This window comes from Shewanella sp. Sh95, from assembly GCF_001308045.1.
Lineage (GTDB): Bacteria > Pseudomonadota > Gammaproteobacteria > Enterobacterales > Shewanellaceae > Shewanella > Shewanella xiamenensis.
In genome coordinates this window covers 31,146-47,600 of the sequence record NZ_LGYY01000276.1, presented here as the reverse complement: position 1 = coordinate 47,600, position 16,455 = coordinate 31,146, and the positions used below count along the sequence as shown (strand labels likewise).

Here is a 16,455-nt window from a genome sequence, read left to right as displayed (position 1 = left end):
AATCAACATCAGATATGCACATACGGTATAACAGCACAACTGCCGTAATAGGACGCCATAATACAAGATCCCCCCAATAAATGTGAACGTTTTTTAGGCAAAACGTAGCCTTGAGGCAATAAAAAAGCGGCATAGCATTGCCGCTTTTTTGACCAAAACATCTAAGTATTAGAAGAAGCGAGCTTTTTCTGCCGCCATCCCCTTAAGGCGTGGGCAAGGCTCAAATCGATCGCCATATTGCGTTTGATAACGTTCAAGTATTTTGACTAAGTTATCCGCGCCTAAAGTATCGATATAATGGAATGGGCCACCTAAGAATGGTGGGAAACCAATACCAAAGATTGCGCCAATATCACCATCGCGCGGTGAGGCAATAATGCCTTCATCTAAGCAGCGCACAGCTTCATTGAGCATTTGCACTACACAGCGTTCCGCTACCGCGCTCATTTCTTTATCGACACCAGGCTTGATGCCTAATACGCCATACACACTTTCATCGACGGCTTTTTTCTTGCTGGCAACACCATACTGATAAAAACCTTTGCCGTTTTTACGGCCCTTTCTATCGTCGCTTAACAGCTTGTCGAAAGCAGCTGGGGCTTTAAAACGTTCGCCAAGCTCTTTTTCAAGAATGGGAGCGATTTTAGCGCCCACATCAATACCGACTTCATCAAGCAAAGTGATAGGGCCAACGGGGAAACCAAACTTCACTAACGCTTTATCGAGATGTTCAACACTTTGCCCTTCTAGCAGCAATTGTGCGGCTTCGTTCATATAAAGCGCGAGGATGCGGTTAACATAAAACCCCGCACCATCTTGTACTACGATTGGTGTTTTACCCTGTTTACGGGCAAAGGCAACCGTGGTGGCAATGGTTTCTGGGGAGGTTTTGGCGTGGGAAATCACTTCCACCAGCGGCATTTTTTCTACTGGCGAGAAGTAATGTAAGCCAATCACATTTTCAGGACGGCTAGCCGCTTGTGCAATTTGACCAATGGGTAACGATGAGGTGTTAGACGCAAAAATCGTGTGCTCACCGCATTCACGCTCAATGTCTTTTACCATTTGATGTTTGAGCGCTAAATCCTCAAATACCGCTTCCACAACGATGTCGGCATCTTTAACGCCTTTATACTCAGTGGTTGTAGTCATCAGCGCCATTAAATTGTCGCGTGCAGCTGGCGTCATATGACGACGTTTAACACCTTTATCCAATAATTTATAGGCGTAGGAAAGCGCGTTGCTTAAGCCCTTTTCGTTAATGTCTTTTACCCGCGCAGGAATTTTAGCCTTAGTCGTCGTTACCGAAGCAATACCACCGCCCATCAAACCGCCCCCTAAGATCACGGCTTTTTTGACTTTACGTGGTGTTGCCCCTTCGGCGCCAGTTTCTTTCTTCATCTCTGTGGTGGCAAAGAAAATACTGCGTAGCGCCTCTGATTCTTTCGACACCACCAGCTCAGCAAAATGGCTGGCCTCCACCTCAAGCCCTTTTTGCATCCCCTTCGCCATACCTTGGCGCACACAATCGATAATTTTTGCCGGCGCAGGATAGTTACCTTGGGTTTTCTTAGCGACTTGCTTGGCGGCTTGATCGAAAATAATGTTACGACCAAACCCTGTGCCTTCGAGTAATTGATTGACCAGCGATTTTTTAACTGGTTTCGCCGTGCGCTTACCCGCAAGCGCCATTTCCACCGCGGTTTGAAGTAGAATCGTCTGTGGTACTACGTCGTTGACTAAGCCCATCTTTAACGCTTGTTTAGGACGAATTTGTTTGCCAGTCAACATCATATCTAGCGCAGTGGTAATGCCCACTAAACGAGGCAAACGCTGAGTACCGCCGCCACCGGGTAATAAACCGAGTTGCACTTCGGGTACGCCCAGCATGGTCTTGCCATCATCACTGCATACACGTTGATGACAGGCAAGCGCAAGCTCTAAACCGCCTCCTAAACAGGCGCCATGAATAGCTGCAACCACAGGGATATTTAAGGCTTCTAACTCGTTAAACACCACATGCCCTTGCTGGGATAAGGCTTTGGCATCGCCCGCCGTTTGGCAAGCATCGAGCATAGAGATATCAGCACCGGCAACAAATGAATCTTTTTTACCCGAAATCAGCACTAGGCCACGGATACTACTATCACGTTTAATCTCAGACAGGATCTCACTGATCTCAGGGCCAAACTCTGCCTTGAGGGTATTCATGGTTTCGCCGGGTACGTCCATCGTTAGAATGGCGATACCGTCTTCACGGCGGGTTAAATTAAATGTCTTTTCCATCGCCATTACTCCACTTCCACAATCATTGCAGCACCAAGACCACCCGCAGCACAGGCCGTTGCCAGACCCGTTCCGCCGCCACGACGTTTAAGTTCACGACAAACCTGAGTGATTAAACGCGTACCTGTAGCCGCAAATGGATGGCCATAGGCTAAGGAACCACCGAGCACGTTAAATTTGCTCATATCGATGTCGCCAATGGCGCGGTTGCGGCCAAGTTTTTCTTCGGCAAATTTTTTGGAGGCAAACATCTGCATATTCGCTAGGGTTTGCGCTGCAAAAGCTTCGTGCATTTCGATGAGGGTTAAATCCTCTAATTCCATGCCGGCGCGCTTTAATGCCAATGGCGTCGCATAAGATGGGCCCATTAGCATGTCTTGCCATACATCAATGGCGGTAAATGCGTAGCTCTTAATATAACCAATTGGTTGATAACCTAAGGCTTTAGCACGCCCTTCACTCATCAAAATGATCGCCGAGGCGCCATCGGTCAGCGGCGTACTGTTCGCTGCAGTCACACTGCCATGCTTTTTATCGAAAGCGGGACGCAGTTTGGCGTAAGAGCTTAAATCGGAGTTTTCACGAATATTATTATCGCGCTCAATAAACTGTTTGTAGGGTGGGACATGGGCCACCATCACTTCTTCACGCAGATGGCCTGAAGCCCAAGTTTCACTCGCCAGCGTGTGGGAGCGGTGCGCCAGCGCGTCTTGGTCGGCGCGGCTGATGTTGTAAGTCTTGGCCATTTGCTCGGCGGTTTGTCCCATGGACAAACCCGTTGAATACTCGGCAACGGCAGGTGGCACAGGCAATAAATCTTTAATGCCTAAACGGCGAAAAATCTGTAATTTTTGGCCAAATGTACGGGCTTTGTTCAGATCGACTAAAGCATGAGCAAGTTTTTTAGACACACCAATAGGTAATACAGAAGAGGAATCGGCGCCGCCAGCAATGCCGATGTCGATATTGCCGGTCATGATTGACTCGGCCACATTCACCGCGGATTGGAAACTGGTCGCACAGGCACGGGTCACGCTATAGGCATCGGTAGACACATCCATACCCGTTCCTAATACGATTTCACGGGCAATATTCGGTGCCGCAGGCATTTGTACCACCTGACCATACACGAGTTGCTCAATCAATTTAGGATCCAGTTCGCTACGAACAAGCAGTTCGTTAACCACCATTTTACCCATATCGAGCGCCGATACTCCGTGGAATGCGGTCGCCTGTTTCGCAAATGGCGTTCTTAAGCCCGCCACAATAGCGATACGCTCACCCTTTGCATTAGTTACCTGTTGTCTATCACTCATTTGTCACCCTCTTTATGTGCGCTATCGCTGAGAGATTTCAGGCGGCGCTATCGATTTCCATGTTTGCCCTGCTGTTTGGCACCAAAAAAGCCTAATAACAGGTCTGACCATTAAAGTGTGATCTGATTCTAACTTCTTGTCAGCAAGTTTTAAACACCTGTTTGTTTTTTTAACACTAGCCAAACCCTTAGGGAATTCTTTACCATATTCGTTGTCTTAAGCCCACACACGTATTTTCAATTGATATTTTCAACCTAAAAACGAGTAGCATCATGCCTTTGAGTCGCTTCCATGCATTACGCACTTACCTAAATAAGGTTGTTTTAGGGCAGCCAGTACTGACCGAAAATCTGCTCATTGCCCTCATCGCCAATGGCCATTTATTAGTAGAAGGTCCACCAGGACTTGCCAAAACCCGCGCGGTTAAAGCCCTTTGCGACGGAGTTGAAGGCGATTTTCACCGGATCCAATTTACCCCCGACTTGCTGCCTGCCGACTTAACAGGAACGGATATCTATCGCTCCCAAACCGGTACCTTTGAATTTGAAGCTGGTCCGATTTTCCATAACCTGATCCTCGCCGATGAAATCAACCGTGCCCCCGCTAAGGTGCAGTCGGCGTTATTAGAGGCTATGGCCGAAGGTCAAGTGACTGTGGGGAAAAATAGTTATAAATTGCCACCGTTATTTTTAGTGATGGCAACGCAAAACCCCTTGGAAAACGAAGGCACTTATCCGCTGCCTGAAGCTCAACTCGACCGTTTTTTAATGCACCTGAATTTGGATTACCCAAGTGGCGACACTGAGATCGAAATCTTGCGTCAATCCCGTAAGGAAGCACTCACCCACGAGTTGCCAACCACAGAGCCGATTGCTCAAGCGGATATTTTTGCCGCCCGTGATGAAGCAATGGAAATCTATCTAGCTGAGCCGCTAGAGAAATACATAGTCGAAATTATTATGGCAACCCGCCAACCCGCGCGTTACAGCGACGAACTGGCCAAATGGTTAGAGTACGGTGTGAGTCCTCGTGCGACGATTTCGCTTGAACGCTGCGCCCGCGCCAGAGCCTGGTTACACGAGCGCGATTTTGTCTCTCCCGAGGATATTCAAGCTGTTGCGCCCAATGTATTAAGGCACAGACTGCTGCTGAGCTATCAAGCGCAGGCCGAAGGGGTCAGCCGCGACCAAGTGATTAACCATATTTTGACTCAAGTCGCCGTGCCTTAGACCTGAACGCCATAAAACAGTCCCATAGCTATGTGTTCAGGTGGCGAACAAACTAACGTTAAGTTAAATAAATGGCTTTAAATGAGTGACTTTGAATGAATAACAGTGCGCTAAACGCATCCCTACATAATGATGTTGCACAACATGGCTTACCTCTTAATGGTTTGCCCTTGTTTGCCGACGGGTTGCATTTAACCGAGAAAGAACTGCTCGCCTGCCAGACCATAGCTCGGGCGATCCCAGAGCGTCACAGCCGGGCACGCGCCAATCTGGCAGGTCATCGCAGCAGTCTAATCAAAGGCCGCGGGATGGAATTTGCCGAAGTGCGCCATTATCAGCAAGGTGATGATGTCCGCACCATAGATTGGCGCGTCACCGCCCGCACTGGGCAAACCCACACCAAACTCTTTATCGAAGAGCGCGAGCGCCCTATTCTGCTGCTGCTCGATTTAAGCCAGAGTCTGTATTTTGGCTCGAGTTTGCTGTTACAGTCGGTTCAAGCGGGGCATCTGGCTACCACGCTTGGCTGGAACGCAATTAACCACGGCGACCGACTCGGCGCCTTAATCGCCTGCGAATCGGAGCACCTTGAATTAAAACCCCGCAGTCGCCGCCAAGGGATATTGCAGCTCATCTCAGGCCTGCGCCGAGTGCACGAGCAGCAACTCAATCAGCTCGGCAGTCATCCGCGCGATCCTGATCATATCCTGCGCGCCTGCCAGCGGTTGCAACGCATCGCTAAACCGGGCTCATTAATTTGGATCATCACCGATGGCAGCCATTTTACGCCGCAATGTATCGCGCCGCTGACAGAACTCAAACGCCACTGTGATATTGGCGCGTATTTGATAACAGACCCTTTGAGGCAAGGTAACCTGAATTTGCCTAAACAGTTCAGTTTACCCGTCCGAGATGGGGAGCAAGACTTAGTGTTGACTCGCCATAGCTATCAGGCGTGGCTTGCGCTGCAACACCAGCAACAGAATGACTTTATTACCATGATGCAAAAGCTTAGGGTACACACCCAATTTATCGATGCAGGCTTACCGCTTGCAGAGCAATTAGCATTGCTGCAGTAACCACATGGCAGAGAAGCAATTCAGTTGACAATGAACAGAAAGAATAAGTGAGTCCAAAGCGTGAACCCACAAACTTTACCGCCAGCCTCGGATAAGGCTGTAACGCCAAATCCCATGTTGGCGGATTTGCAGGATATTATTCTCCCCGATCCTATTGGTGCTTGGCCATGGGCCGTAGGCTATTGGTTAGTACTTGCTATCCTGCTGGTGCTAATCATCAGCGCGATCCTTTGGCTTAAAAAACGCGCCGCTTACTTAGCGCCGAAAAAAGCCGCCCAAGGTTTGTTTGCAGCACTTGACCCCAATTCAAGCCAGTACGCCTCGGAAGTCAATCAGCTATTAAAACGAACTGCACTGAGTTACTTACCAAGGGAAGAAATAGCGAAACTCGACGGCCCCGCTTGGGCAACTTGGTTAGATAGCCATTTGCCCGCAAAACAGCGCGGCCGCATTGGACCCTTATTGGAAAAGCGCCATCAGGCTAAACCACTAAACGCCGACGAGGCCCGTGAGTTACAGGCCCTCGCCCGCAGCTGGTTTGCCTCAAAAGCCAAATTAAGCGCACCGATAATGCACGCGGCTACAAACCCAAACCCGGCTACGTCAGCAGCATTAACACCGGCTCCAGCAAAGCCTGCGGAGGAGCAATGTTAACTTTAGCCTGGCCTTTTGCATTCATTTTACTGCCTTTACCTTTTATTTTTTGGCGTCGCCAATCAGTACATGCCGAAGGTGCGCGCCTGCAACTGCCCGGTATTAGTCAAACGGGCAAGGCCAATATCACTAGCCACAACCGCCAAAGCCGTAAACGCTATTGGTTAATGTGGTGCTTGTTAGTGCTTGCTATCGCCCGTCCACAATGGCTTGGTGATCCAATTGAGCTCCCTAGCCAAGGTCGCGATCTCATGCTGGCGGTGGATTTATCCGGCAGTATGCAGATTGAAGATATGGTGATCGACGGCAAAGTGGTCGACCGTTTTACCCTCATCCAACACGTGGTCAGTGAGTTTATTGAACGCCGCAAAGGCGATCGTATCGGTTTGATTCTATTTGCCGATCACGCCTATTTACAGGCACCACTGACTCAAGATAGACGTTCCGTTGCCCAGTTTTTAAAAGAGGCCCAAATCGGCCTCGTTGGTAAACAAACGGCGATCGGCGAATCGATTGCACTCGCGGTAAAACGTTTCGATAAAATGGATGAGAGTAACAGAGTATTGATTTTATTGACTGACGGTTCAAACAACGCCGGCAATATCGATCCTGAGCAAGCGGCCCAAATTGCCGCCAATCGTAAAGTGACGATTTATACCGTTGGCGTGGGCGCCGATGTCATGGAAAGACGCACCCTCTTTGGTCGTGAGCGCGTCAATCCGTCAATGGATTTGGATGAAAACCAACTGCAGCAGATTGCCGATGTCACCCACGGCCGCTATTTCCGCGCCCGTAATAGTCAGGAGTTAGAGCAGATTTATCAAGAAATCGATAAACTTGAACCCGTTAGCCGCGATCAACTCAGTTATCGCCCTCAAGCGGAGCTATTTTACTGGCCGCTCGCATTAGCACTGCTCACCAGTCTCTGGATTGCACTAGCGCAGTTACCGTTTTTTACTCGCGCTAAAACCCTTGTTTTATCAGCCACACCGCGGGGGAATGTCCGTTAATGAGCCTGCATTTTATTCGTCCTGAATGGTTACTCGCCCTATTGCCGTTAGGGATTATTTTATGGACGCTTTGGCGCCAGCATGCAACTAACAGTGCATGGAATCGTTATATTGCGCCACATTTGGCCAAAATATTAGTCACAGAAGGTGCGCAAAAGTCCCGCAGGCCGCTGTATATCTTGGCCTTTTCTTGGTTTATCGCCGTGTTAGCGTTAGCGGGACCCGCCCTCAATAAACAATCTTTGCCCGTCTTCGCCGCGGAGCAAGGCCGAGTGCTGGTGATGGATATGTCCGTCTCCATGTTTGCCACCGATTTGGCACCTAACCGTTTAACCCAAGCCAAGTTTAGGGCGACGGATTTATTACGCGGCCTAAAAGAAGGGGAAACCGGGCTCATCGCCTTCGCCGGCGATGCCTTTACCATAAGCCCCTTAACCCGCGATACGGGCACACTACTCAATTTATTACCCACCTTAAGCCCTGAGATTATGCCCGTGTTAGGGTCAAACTTAGCCGCCGCATTAACTCAAGCCAAAAACCTGCTGGCACAGGGTGGACATCTTCGTGGCGATATTATTGTGATGACGGATGGCATCACGCCTAAACAATTCGATGAGGCCAACTCAGCCTTATCAGGCAGCCAATATCGCCTCGCGATTATGGGATTTGGTAGCCCCCAAGGCGCACCAATTCGCTTACCCGATGGTCAACTACAACGAGATAGCAGTAATGAGGTTGTCGTCGCGAAAACCGACTTTGGCTTGCTGCAGAAATTAGCCGATAACCATAGTGGCACTATGATCCCCAATCGCGCCGATGGTGAGGATCTTGTCCAACTTCAACATTGGTTAAGCGATAGTGGTGATGCCAAAGCCACGGATCTCGATGGTGAAACCTGGCAGGATCTCGGCCCTTACCTCGCCTTATTCTTACTCATTCCTGCCCTGCTGAGCTTTAAGCAAGGTATGCTCGCCAACTGGCTGTTGATGGGATTAACTGGTTTATTATTCGGCGCATTGCCGCAAAACGCCCACGCCAGCGCCTGGGATTCGCTCTGGCACACCCAAGAGCAGCAAGCGATGCGGGCCTATCAAGCCGAAGATTATGCCAATGCCGCCCAAAAATTTGAAACGCCCCAATGGCAAGGCGCTGCGCAATATAAGGCAGGCAATTTCGAACAAGCGCTAAAAACCTTTGAGCAAGATAATTCAGCCAATGGGCTTTACAATCAAGGCAACGCGCTGATGCAAATGGGCAAACCCGATAAAGCTAAAGAACGGTACCAAGCAGCGCTCGACAAGCAACCCGATTTCCCACAGGCCAAGGCCAACCTTGAGTTAGCGGAAAAACTGCTGGATCAGCAACAATCCCAGCAAAATGCTGACAACCAAGATCAGCAGTCTCAGGGCGACCAAAACCAACAGGGACAGAACCAAAACGATCAGCAGCAAGGACAAAACCAGCAGCAAGATCAGCAATCCTCGCAAAACGACCAAGCTCAAGAGCAGTCTCAAGAGCAACAGTCCCAACAGCAAAATAATACCGACCAAGCGGACGAAAAACCGTCGCAGGATCAAGACACCTCATCCGAGCAGCAGGATAATGCTGAGCCAGGCGCGCAGGATAAACAGCAAGATGCTGATAAAGCACAACGAGATCAGCAAGAAGCTAAAAATGAACAACAGCAGGCACAGCAAGAAGCCAATCAGCAAAATGGCGCCGATAACAATGCTGAAGATAATGCAGAAGAGCAAGCCAGCAACGAAGCCCAAATGCAGGCAAAGGTCGCGGATGATAAGTCCAACACTGAGCAAGAACAACAAGCCCTAGCGCAAAAAGCGGATAAAGAGAAACAGTCGCAGGCAGATAAAGACACTGAAACCGCCATCAGTGAAACACTAGAAGCCCCGCACAGTAACAGTGAACCTTTGCCCGCGGAGATGCAGCGAGCACTGCGAGGCGTGAGTGAAGATCCGCAGGTGTTGCTGCGAAACAAAATGCAACTCGAATATCAAAAACGCCGTCAAAATGGCCAAATATCAAGGGATAACGAACAGTGGTAATCAGACAATTTTTTATCCTCCTCATTCTTTGCATCGCGGTTATCAATCCCGCCTTTGCCCTGAGCAAACTCGAGGCGTCGGTCGATCGCAATCCAGTAATGGAGGGAGAGTACTTTGTGCTCAATGTCAGTGCCGACGATGAGGTCGACACAGGTAAACTCGACACCTCCATCCTGCTAAAGGATTTTATTGTGGGTCGCACCAGCGTGAGCCGCAGCACTCAGATCATGAACTTTGACGCGGTTAAAGAAACCCGCTGGCAAGTGCTGCTAGCGCCAAAGCAAAAGGGTCAACTGACCATTCCATCCTTTAGTATTGATGGCGTCAGCTCCGCCGAAATTCCCCTCAAAGTAGTCGAAGCCGGTGCGCAACCTGAGCAGGCTAAGAATCTGTTTATCGATGCTAAGGTATCGAGTGATGAGGCCTACGTCGGCCAGCTTATCACCTATAAAGTGAAGCTCTACCTTGCGGTCGAACTGCAACGCGGTGTGCTTAATGCTCCCGTTATCGAAGGCGCGCAGATTAAGCAAATTGGCGAAGATAAAGACGGCTCGGAGATCATCGATGGCCGTCGTTACCGCGTCATTGAGCGCACCTATGGCATCATTCCCGATTTGCCCGGCCAAGTGAACATTAAAGGCGCCACCTTTTCTGGTGATGTATTAGTAGAATCACAACGCCGCGGCGGCATGTTTGGCTTTAATGAAAGCCGTCCTATGCAAGCAGGTGCGCCGTCCTTAAGCATTCAAGTAAATCCGGCCCCAGCAAGCTTCCTTGGGCAATGGCTTGTAGCTGACTTGGTGGTATTAAAAGAGAGTTTTCCTGAGGATGTAAAAGAGTTTACTGTTGGTAGTCCCATTACCCGCACAATCACCCTGTTGGCATCCAATGCCGATGAGAATAGTCTGCCGGATATTGTGCAAGGGCTGCCGCCAGAGCTCAAATCCTATCCCGAAAAACCCCAGCGCCAGAGCTTTGTGCGCGACGCGCAGATAGTGTCCCAATACAGTATTACCTCAGCGATTGTGCCCAGTAAAGCAGGCACTTTTACCTTACCTGAAGTGAAAGTACCTTGGTGGAATCCACATCTTAAACGCCAAGAAATCGCGACCCTGCCCGCTCGCACTATTGAAGTAAAAGGTGGCGCCATTATCGATACACCCGTCGAACCCAACTGGCAGGCAAACACCAGCACCCGCAATGAAGGTAGTTGGAGCGCCAATCTGTTTGCCCTGCTATGGCTAGTAACATTGATTGCATGGGGCGTGACCTTGGTTGCTTGGCGCCGTGCACTTAAGCGCCAAAGACCTGTTAACACTCAGGTTCAACCTCAACCACTCGTCCTTGGCTATGGTCTTAAAGGCTTGGAGCAGGCCTGCGCTAGAGGTCATGTCAGCGATATTTTGCAGCAATTACAGCAATACTTTAGTGAGCAGGCCGCTCGCCCTATGACGCTCGATAAAATTGCCGCGCAATCGAATGAATTAGCAGAGGCGATTCGCCAATTACAAGCATTGGCCTACGGCGGAAAAGCCAATAGCAGTACACAACTGGCTGACGCGGTAAAAGCATTGTTAAGCGCGGTAAAAAGCGGCAATCTAAAAACCATGGTACAGCCATCTACGCCATTACGGCCGCTAAATCCAAACAGCTAATCCTAAACGGCGCGACGGCTTACTCGAATGAATAAGGTGTAATATTTTGAATCGTAAAATAAAAAGAAAAAATCAAAAAAATGTTTACTAACTGGCGAAAGAAATCCGTTGAGCCTGCGGTCTCTTCTGACATGCTGAGTAAACAACGACGATATAACAGCCTAGTCAAGGCGCTGCACGCCGATATTTTCCGTTATGCCTTTTGGTTGTGCGGTGACAAGCCGGTTGCTGAAGATATAACCCAAGAAACGTTCTTGCGGGCGTGGCGCTCTTTAGATTCCCTTCAGGATGATAAAGCGGCGAAGGCTTGGCTGATCACGATTTTAAGACGTGAAAATGCCCGTCGATTCGAGCGCAAACAATTTGATTACGCCGATGTCGAGCAAGACAGCTTAGAAGATCACATAGCCTCCAGCACTGAAGAGCAAACCGAGCAGTACTGGTTGAGAAGGCAAATCGCTAAGTTGGATATCGAATATCGAGAGCCATTACTACTGCAATTGATTGGTGGTTTTAGTGGGGATGAAATCGCCGAACTGTTGGAACTGAATCGTAACACAGTAATGACGCGCTTATTTCGGGCGAGGAACCAATTGAAAGAATTACTTGAGAAAACAGAGGTAAGAGGTCAATCCAATGGATGAGCTTAAATTTAGACGTCAAGCTTATGAAGATCCTCATAATCAAGACCCAGAGTTTCTTGAGCAAATGCGTGCCAAACCTGAGCATCAGGCCCTAGTTTCTGAGCTTAAACGCTTCGATGCTAAGCTCAAACAAGCCTTAAAAGTGGAAGTACCGGAAGACTTAGCCGATAAACTCATCCTACGCCAACAACTACAACAACACCACAAACAGCGCCGTCAAACGGGCTTTTTAGTGGCGATGGCTGCCTCTATAGCCTTTATCGTGGGCATCAGTTTTAGCCTGCTACGTTTAGGTCCGGTGGATTTAGCTGAGCATGCATTAGCCCATGTCTACCATGAAGGAGTGGCATTGCAGGTTGATCAGAATGTCAATTTCAGCCAAGTGAATGCGCAGCTTGCCTCGATGAAAAACCTTCAAAATGCAAAATTTATCGAACAACCAGGCAAAGTTTACTACACCTCTTACTGTGATTTTCAAGGTGTTAAGAGTCTGCATTTAGTTTTACAAGCAGAAAAAGGCAAAGTCACACTGTTTATTGTGCCGATTGAAAAACGCATGGTGCTGGATAACACCTTTGCCGATGGCAAATATAAAGGAATGGGATTTGAAACCCGCGATGCTTATATTTTGCTTGTGGGTGAGGATCAAGCAGACCTTAGCTTTGTAAAAGACGAAATCAACAACACCTTTATATAACCAACTAATATATAAACCTTTCTTAAATCCACCTCCGATATTTTTTCACGTTCGGAGGTCGGATTTCGATCACATCTCCATCTACTAATGGGTTCTTGCTCAAACATCTGGTAGCATGCTTGCCACTTTTAATAATAACAAGATGGGATAAAAACAATATGACGATTGAAACCCCAATTTTAATCACATTTGTTGGCTATTTAGTATTGATGATGGGCATTGGATTTTGGGCTTACCGTGCTACCGATACTGTGGATGATTATATTTTAGGTGGCCGCAAAATGGGCCCCGCCGTAACCGCGCTCAGCGTTGGCGCCTCCGATATGTCAGGTTGGTTACTGTTAGGCTTACCCGGCGCGGTATATTTAGGTGGTTTAGGTGAAGCGTGGATTGGTATTGGCTTAGTGATAGGTGCTTGGCTGAACTGGTTATTTGTAGCAAAACGCTTACGCATTTATACCCAATTAGCAGATAACGCTCTCACCCTACCCGACTTTTTCGAGAAACGGTTTCACGATAAACAGGGGTATCTCAAGCTGGTTTCCGCGATCACGATTCTAGTGTTTTTTACTTTTTACGCTTCCTCAGGCATGGTGGGCGGTGCCATTCTATTTGAAAAGGTCTTTGGCTTAGATTACAACGTAGCCTTGGTAATAGGTTCAGCCATTATCGTAGGTTATACCTTTATTGGCGGTTTTTTTGCCGTGAGTTGGACCGACTTCTTTCAGGGCTGTTTGATGTTAATTGCCCTGCTGATCATCCCATTTGCGGTATTTTCTCATCCCGAGAGTCATGCAGGCATTGAATCTATCGATCCTGCCATGCTGGCATTAATCAGCGATAAAACTACCGTGATTGGTTTGTTATCACTCTTGGCTTGGGGACTAGGTTATTTTGGTCAGCCACATATTTTGTCGCGCTTTATGGCGATCGGTAGTGCCGATGCGCTGCCTGTGTCACGCCGAATTGCCATGAGCTGGATGATTTTATCCCTGCTCGGTGCCCTAGCGACAGGCTTGGCGGGATCATTGTATTTTGCCAATGAACCACTCGCAAATGCCGAAACTGTCTTCATTCACTTAGCTCAGGCGGCATTTAATCCTTGGATAGGAGGCTTACTGATTGCGGCCATTTTATCGGCCATTATGAGTACCATTGATTCTCAATTATTGGTGTGCTCGAGTGTGATTACCGAAGACTTTTACCGCAAATGGTTACGCCCTAAAGCAGATGATCGCGAACTTATGATGGTTGGTCGCATGGGCGTACTTGCAATTGCAGTGATTGCCGGTGTTATCGCCTTGAATCCTGAAAGCAGTGTATTAAACCTGGTGAGTTATGCGTGGGCGGGATTTGGTGCGGCCTTCGGCCCAGTTGTGCTTTTGTCGCTGTTTTGGAAGCACTATAGCCGTAATGGCGCTATCGCAACGATTATCGTCGGTGCGTTAACCGTGGTGTTTTGGAAGCAACTTTCTGGCGGTATTTTTGACTTATATGAAATTTTGCCAGGATTTATGTTTGCCATTATCGCCGGTGTAATTGTGAGTAAACTCACTCGACCAAGCGATGAAATCACCGCCGAATTTGAGCAATTTAAGTCAGCGTTATAACCGCCGAATATCGCTTCTTCTTGTAAAAAGCGTACAAGTGTACGCTTTTTACAATTTGTATAATTTTATTAACCTTCGCCTCATTACAAAGTATTAACCTAAATTAAAACCACCTCACCAATTAAAAGCCATAGATACCAAGCATCTGGCCAGACCATTCGTTCAAGCTAAAGTACAACCCAGTTTTAATTAACTGAAATTTAACAAATTTTAAATCTGGTCGGACTTGTTGAGATTACACACAATCCCTAACATGCCGAAGACTATAAAAGGATTTGCGCGTTGTTCTGGTAACTAGGACCGAACAAAATCCAATATCAAAATAATGAGAGAATAATAATGAAATCATTCAACAAGACGTTGCTTGCTGTTGCTGTTGCATTGGCGAGCTCACAGACTTTCGCTTCGGGTTTCCAATTAAACAGTCAATCGGCCACGGGTATGGGTCGTGCTTTTGCAGGTGATGCTGTTATTGCTGACAACGCTTCCGTGTTATCGCGTAACCCCGCAGCGATGGCATTATTTGATAAAGATGCGATCTCTTTCGGCTTAACCTATGCCGATATTACTGTTGACGTTAAAGACGTTAACTTTGCCGGTGGCGCCGTTGACTTAGGCAGCATCGACGATGCGGGTAGCTCTAAAGTTATCCCAAACATTTTCTACATCCACCCTATCGACGATAAATTCGCCGTGGGTTTTGCGGCATTCTCTAACTTTGGTACAGGTACTGACGCAAGCTCTTTGTCTAAAAACAAGCCTGCTGCGCCTTTCGATCTACTTGGTGAAACAGAAGTAACAACAGTCAACTTTAACGCCAGCGTGTCTTACCGCATCAACGATATGTTCAGCATCGGTGCGGGTGTAGATGCCGTCTATGGTGAGGGTCGTTTAACCCGTAACGCGGGCGCAACACCTCTGGTTGACGTAGACGCAGACGGCTGGGCATTTGGTGGTATCGTGGGTGCCACTGTTGAGTTAGATAAAGATAACCGTTTCGGTATCAGCTACCGTTTCAGCCCAACGGTCAATGTTGAAGGGGATATCAACACCATCACCTCAACAACAATACCTGGCGTGGGTACGGTTCCTGTTACGACCAGTTTTGATAGTTTAGATGTACCGCTAGCAGATATTTTCCAAGTTGCGGGCTTCCATCAGATTACACCTAAGTTTGCACTGCACTATACCGCGCAATACAGTAAGTGGGGCAACTTTGATCAAATCACAGCTAAAGACGGTACAGCAACAATTGCAGCTGTAGGCGCCACTAAAAGCGTAGGTGATATCGCCCTTAAAGAATACCAATGGAAAGATTCATGGTTATTCAGCTTAGGTGGTACTTACACCATCAACGAACAATTCACCGTTCGTGCGGGTTATATGCATGACCAAGGCGTTGTAGACGAGATTAGTTCGATTTCATTCCCAGACTCTGACCGTAACTGGTACACAGCAGGTATGAGCTACCACATCAATCCACAAAACACCCTTGACTTTGGTATTGCCTTTATTAAGGGTGAAGAAGTTCACCTGATTGAAAACAGCGCAATCACAGGCCCTGTGAACGCGGTAACTGAATCAAGCGGTATGTACTACTCAGTACAGTACAGCTACCAGTTCTAAACTGTTTCGAACACAAAAAAGCCGCATTTTTGCGGCTTTTTTGTATCTTGCGTATTTATTGCCTAAAGTTAATCCATATTCCTCTCACTCTATAACCCTTATGGCAAAAGTCATTGGACTTGGTGGTATTTTCTTCAAAAGTACCGATCCCGTTGCCTTAGCAACCTGGTATAAAACTCACCTTGAGATCCCTATTGAAAACTGGGGAGGCGCGGCGTTCTATCATAGTGATAAATCCATCCCGAGTTACCATGTATGGACACCGTTTGACGATAACACGACCTATTTTGCCCCCACTAATAAAAGCTTTATGGTGAACTTTATCGTGGACGATCTTGAGCAAGCCCTACTTCAAGTCACGCTGGGTGGTGGCGAGCAAATCGGCGATATTGAAGACTCTGAATTCGGCCGTTTCGGCTGGTTTATTGACCCCGATGGTAATAAAGTCGAATTGTGGCAACCTAGCGCAATCCCACCCATGAGCTAACAGGTTAACTTACAAGCCACTTTGCGACTGCATGACGCGAATCCTGAATAACACCTGAGCATTTAGTATAAAGTTGAATGTGTTAGGCATTTGCCTATG

At 48.0% G+C, this 16,455-nt stretch carries 13 protein-coding genes; 11 read left to right on the top strand and 2 right to left on the bottom strand.

Annotated elements, in window-relative coordinates; all coding sequences use genetic code 11:
• Positions 1-168 precede the first annotated feature (168 nt).
• Positions 169-2,286: a fatty acid oxidation complex subunit alpha FadJ gene (gene fadJ, locus AEA42_RS20955; protein WP_055648784.1), complete on the bottom strand. Its 2,118-nt coding sequence runs from the start codon at positions 2,284-2,286 to the stop codon at positions 169-171.
• A gap of 5 nt (positions 2,287-2,291) precedes the next feature.
• The gene (gene fadI / locus AEA42_RS20950) at positions 2,292-3,602 is read right to left on the bottom strand and encodes an acetyl-CoA C-acyltransferase FadI (RefSeq protein WP_037428244.1); all 1,311 of its coding nucleotides are present in this window, start codon (positions 3,600-3,602) and stop codon (positions 2,292-2,294) included.
• A gap of 272 nt (positions 3,603-3,874) precedes the next feature.
• Between fadI and AEA42_RS20945 the strand changes: the two genes are divergently transcribed.
• From AEA42_RS20945 to AEA42_RS20895, 11 genes are all read left to right on the top strand, one after another.
• Positions 3,875-4,831, top strand: a complete 957-nt coding sequence (locus AEA42_RS20945) for a MoxR family ATPase (RefSeq protein WP_037420187.1) — start codon at positions 3,875-3,877, stop codon at positions 4,829-4,831.
• A gap of 95 nt (positions 4,832-4,926) precedes the next feature.
• Positions 4,927-5,910 (top strand): DUF58 domain-containing protein, encoded by a 984-nt coding sequence (locus AEA42_RS20940; RefSeq protein ID WP_037420190.1) that lies wholly within the window; start codon positions 4,927-4,929, stop codon positions 5,908-5,910.
• Between the two features lie 60 nt (positions 5,911-5,970).
• Positions 5,971-6,564, top strand: coding sequence for a DUF4381 domain-containing protein (locus tag AEA42_RS20935; protein ID WP_037428243.1), 594 nt, complete (start codon positions 5,971-5,973; stop codon positions 6,562-6,564).
• Complete coding sequence (locus AEA42_RS20930) at positions 6,558-7,574, top strand: VWA domain-containing protein (protein ID WP_037428241.1); 1,017 nt, start codon at positions 6,558-6,560, stop codon at positions 7,572-7,574. Before AEA42_RS20935 ends, AEA42_RS20930 begins: the two co-directional genes overlap by 7 nt.
• Complete coding sequence (locus AEA42_RS20925; RefSeq protein WP_055648749.1) at positions 7,574-9,637, top strand: VWA domain-containing protein; 2,064 nt, start codon at positions 7,574-7,576, stop codon at positions 9,635-9,637. The genes AEA42_RS20930 and AEA42_RS20925 overlap by 1 nt, the downstream gene beginning before the upstream one ends.
• A complete protein-coding gene (locus tag AEA42_RS20920) occupies positions 9,631-11,292 on the top strand; it encodes a BatD family protein (protein ID WP_055648748.1) in 1,662 nt (553 codons plus the stop codon). Before AEA42_RS20925 ends, AEA42_RS20920 begins: the two co-directional genes overlap by 7 nt.
• Positions 11,293-11,372: 80 nt before the next feature.
• Entirely contained in the window at positions 11,373-11,936 is a 564-nt protein-coding gene (locus AEA42_RS20915; RefSeq protein WP_037420204.1) for a sigma-70 family RNA polymerase sigma factor, read from the top strand.
• Positions 11,929-12,633 carry a DUF3379 domain-containing protein gene (locus AEA42_RS20910; RefSeq protein WP_055648747.1) on the top strand — a complete coding sequence of 235 codons (705 nt, stop codon included), beginning with the start codon at positions 11,929-11,931 and terminating at the stop codon, positions 12,631-12,633. The genes AEA42_RS20915 and AEA42_RS20910 overlap by 8 nt, the downstream gene beginning before the upstream one ends.
• A gap of 158 nt (positions 12,634-12,791) precedes the next feature.
• Positions 12,792-14,243, top strand: coding sequence for a sodium/proline symporter PutP (putP, locus tag AEA42_RS20905; RefSeq protein WP_037428237.1), 1,452 nt, complete (start codon positions 12,792-12,794; stop codon positions 14,241-14,243).
• 339 nt (positions 14,244-14,582) lie between these two features.
• The gene (locus AEA42_RS20900; RefSeq protein WP_055648746.1) at positions 14,583-15,869 is read left to right on the top strand and encodes an outer membrane protein transport protein; all 1,287 of its coding nucleotides are present in this window, start codon (positions 14,583-14,585) and stop codon (positions 15,867-15,869) included.
• A gap of 100 nt (positions 15,870-15,969) precedes the next feature.
• Positions 15,970-16,356 (top strand): VOC family protein, encoded by a 387-nt coding sequence (locus tag AEA42_RS20895; protein ID WP_055648745.1) that lies wholly within the window; start codon positions 15,970-15,972, stop codon positions 16,354-16,356.
• Positions 16,357-16,455: the final 99 nt, after the last annotated feature.

Bases quoted from the DNA above. Each gene is read 5' to 3' on its own strand.
- AEA42_RS20895 (WP_055648745.1), top strand. From the start codon at position 15,970: ATGGCAAAAGTCATTGGACTTGGTGGTATTTTCTTCAAAAGTACCGAT.
- fadJ (WP_055648784.1), bottom strand. From the start codon at position 2,286: ATGGAAAAGACATTTAATTTAACCCGCCGTGAAGACGGTATCGCCATT.
- putP (WP_037428237.1), top strand. From the start codon at position 12,792: ATGACGATTGAAACCCCAATTTTAATCACATTTGTTGGCTATTTAGTA.
- AEA42_RS20940 (WP_037420190.1), top strand. From the start codon at position 4,927: ATGAATAACAGTGCGCTAAACGCATCCCTACATAATGATGTTGCACAA.
- AEA42_RS20915 (WP_037420204.1), top strand. From the start codon at position 11,373: ATGTTTACTAACTGGCGAAAGAAATCCGTTGAGCCTGCGGTCTCTTCT.
- AEA42_RS20930 (WP_037428241.1), top strand. From the start codon at position 6,558: ATGTTAACTTTAGCCTGGCCTTTTGCATTCATTTTACTGCCTTTACCT.
- fadI (WP_037428244.1), bottom strand. From the start codon at position 3,602: ATGAGTGATAGACAACAGGTAACTAATGCAAAGGGTGAGCGTATCGCT.
- AEA42_RS20925 (WP_055648749.1), top strand. From the start codon at position 7,574: ATGAGCCTGCATTTTATTCGTCCTGAATGGTTACTCGCCCTATTGCCG.
- AEA42_RS20910 (WP_055648747.1), top strand. From the start codon at position 11,929: ATGGATGAGCTTAAATTTAGACGTCAAGCTTATGAAGATCCTCATAAT.
- AEA42_RS20945 (WP_037420187.1), top strand. From the start codon at position 3,875: ATGCCTTTGAGTCGCTTCCATGCATTACGCACTTACCTAAATAAGGTT.
- AEA42_RS20900 (WP_055648746.1), top strand. From the start codon at position 14,583: ATGAAATCATTCAACAAGACGTTGCTTGCTGTTGCTGTTGCATTGGCG.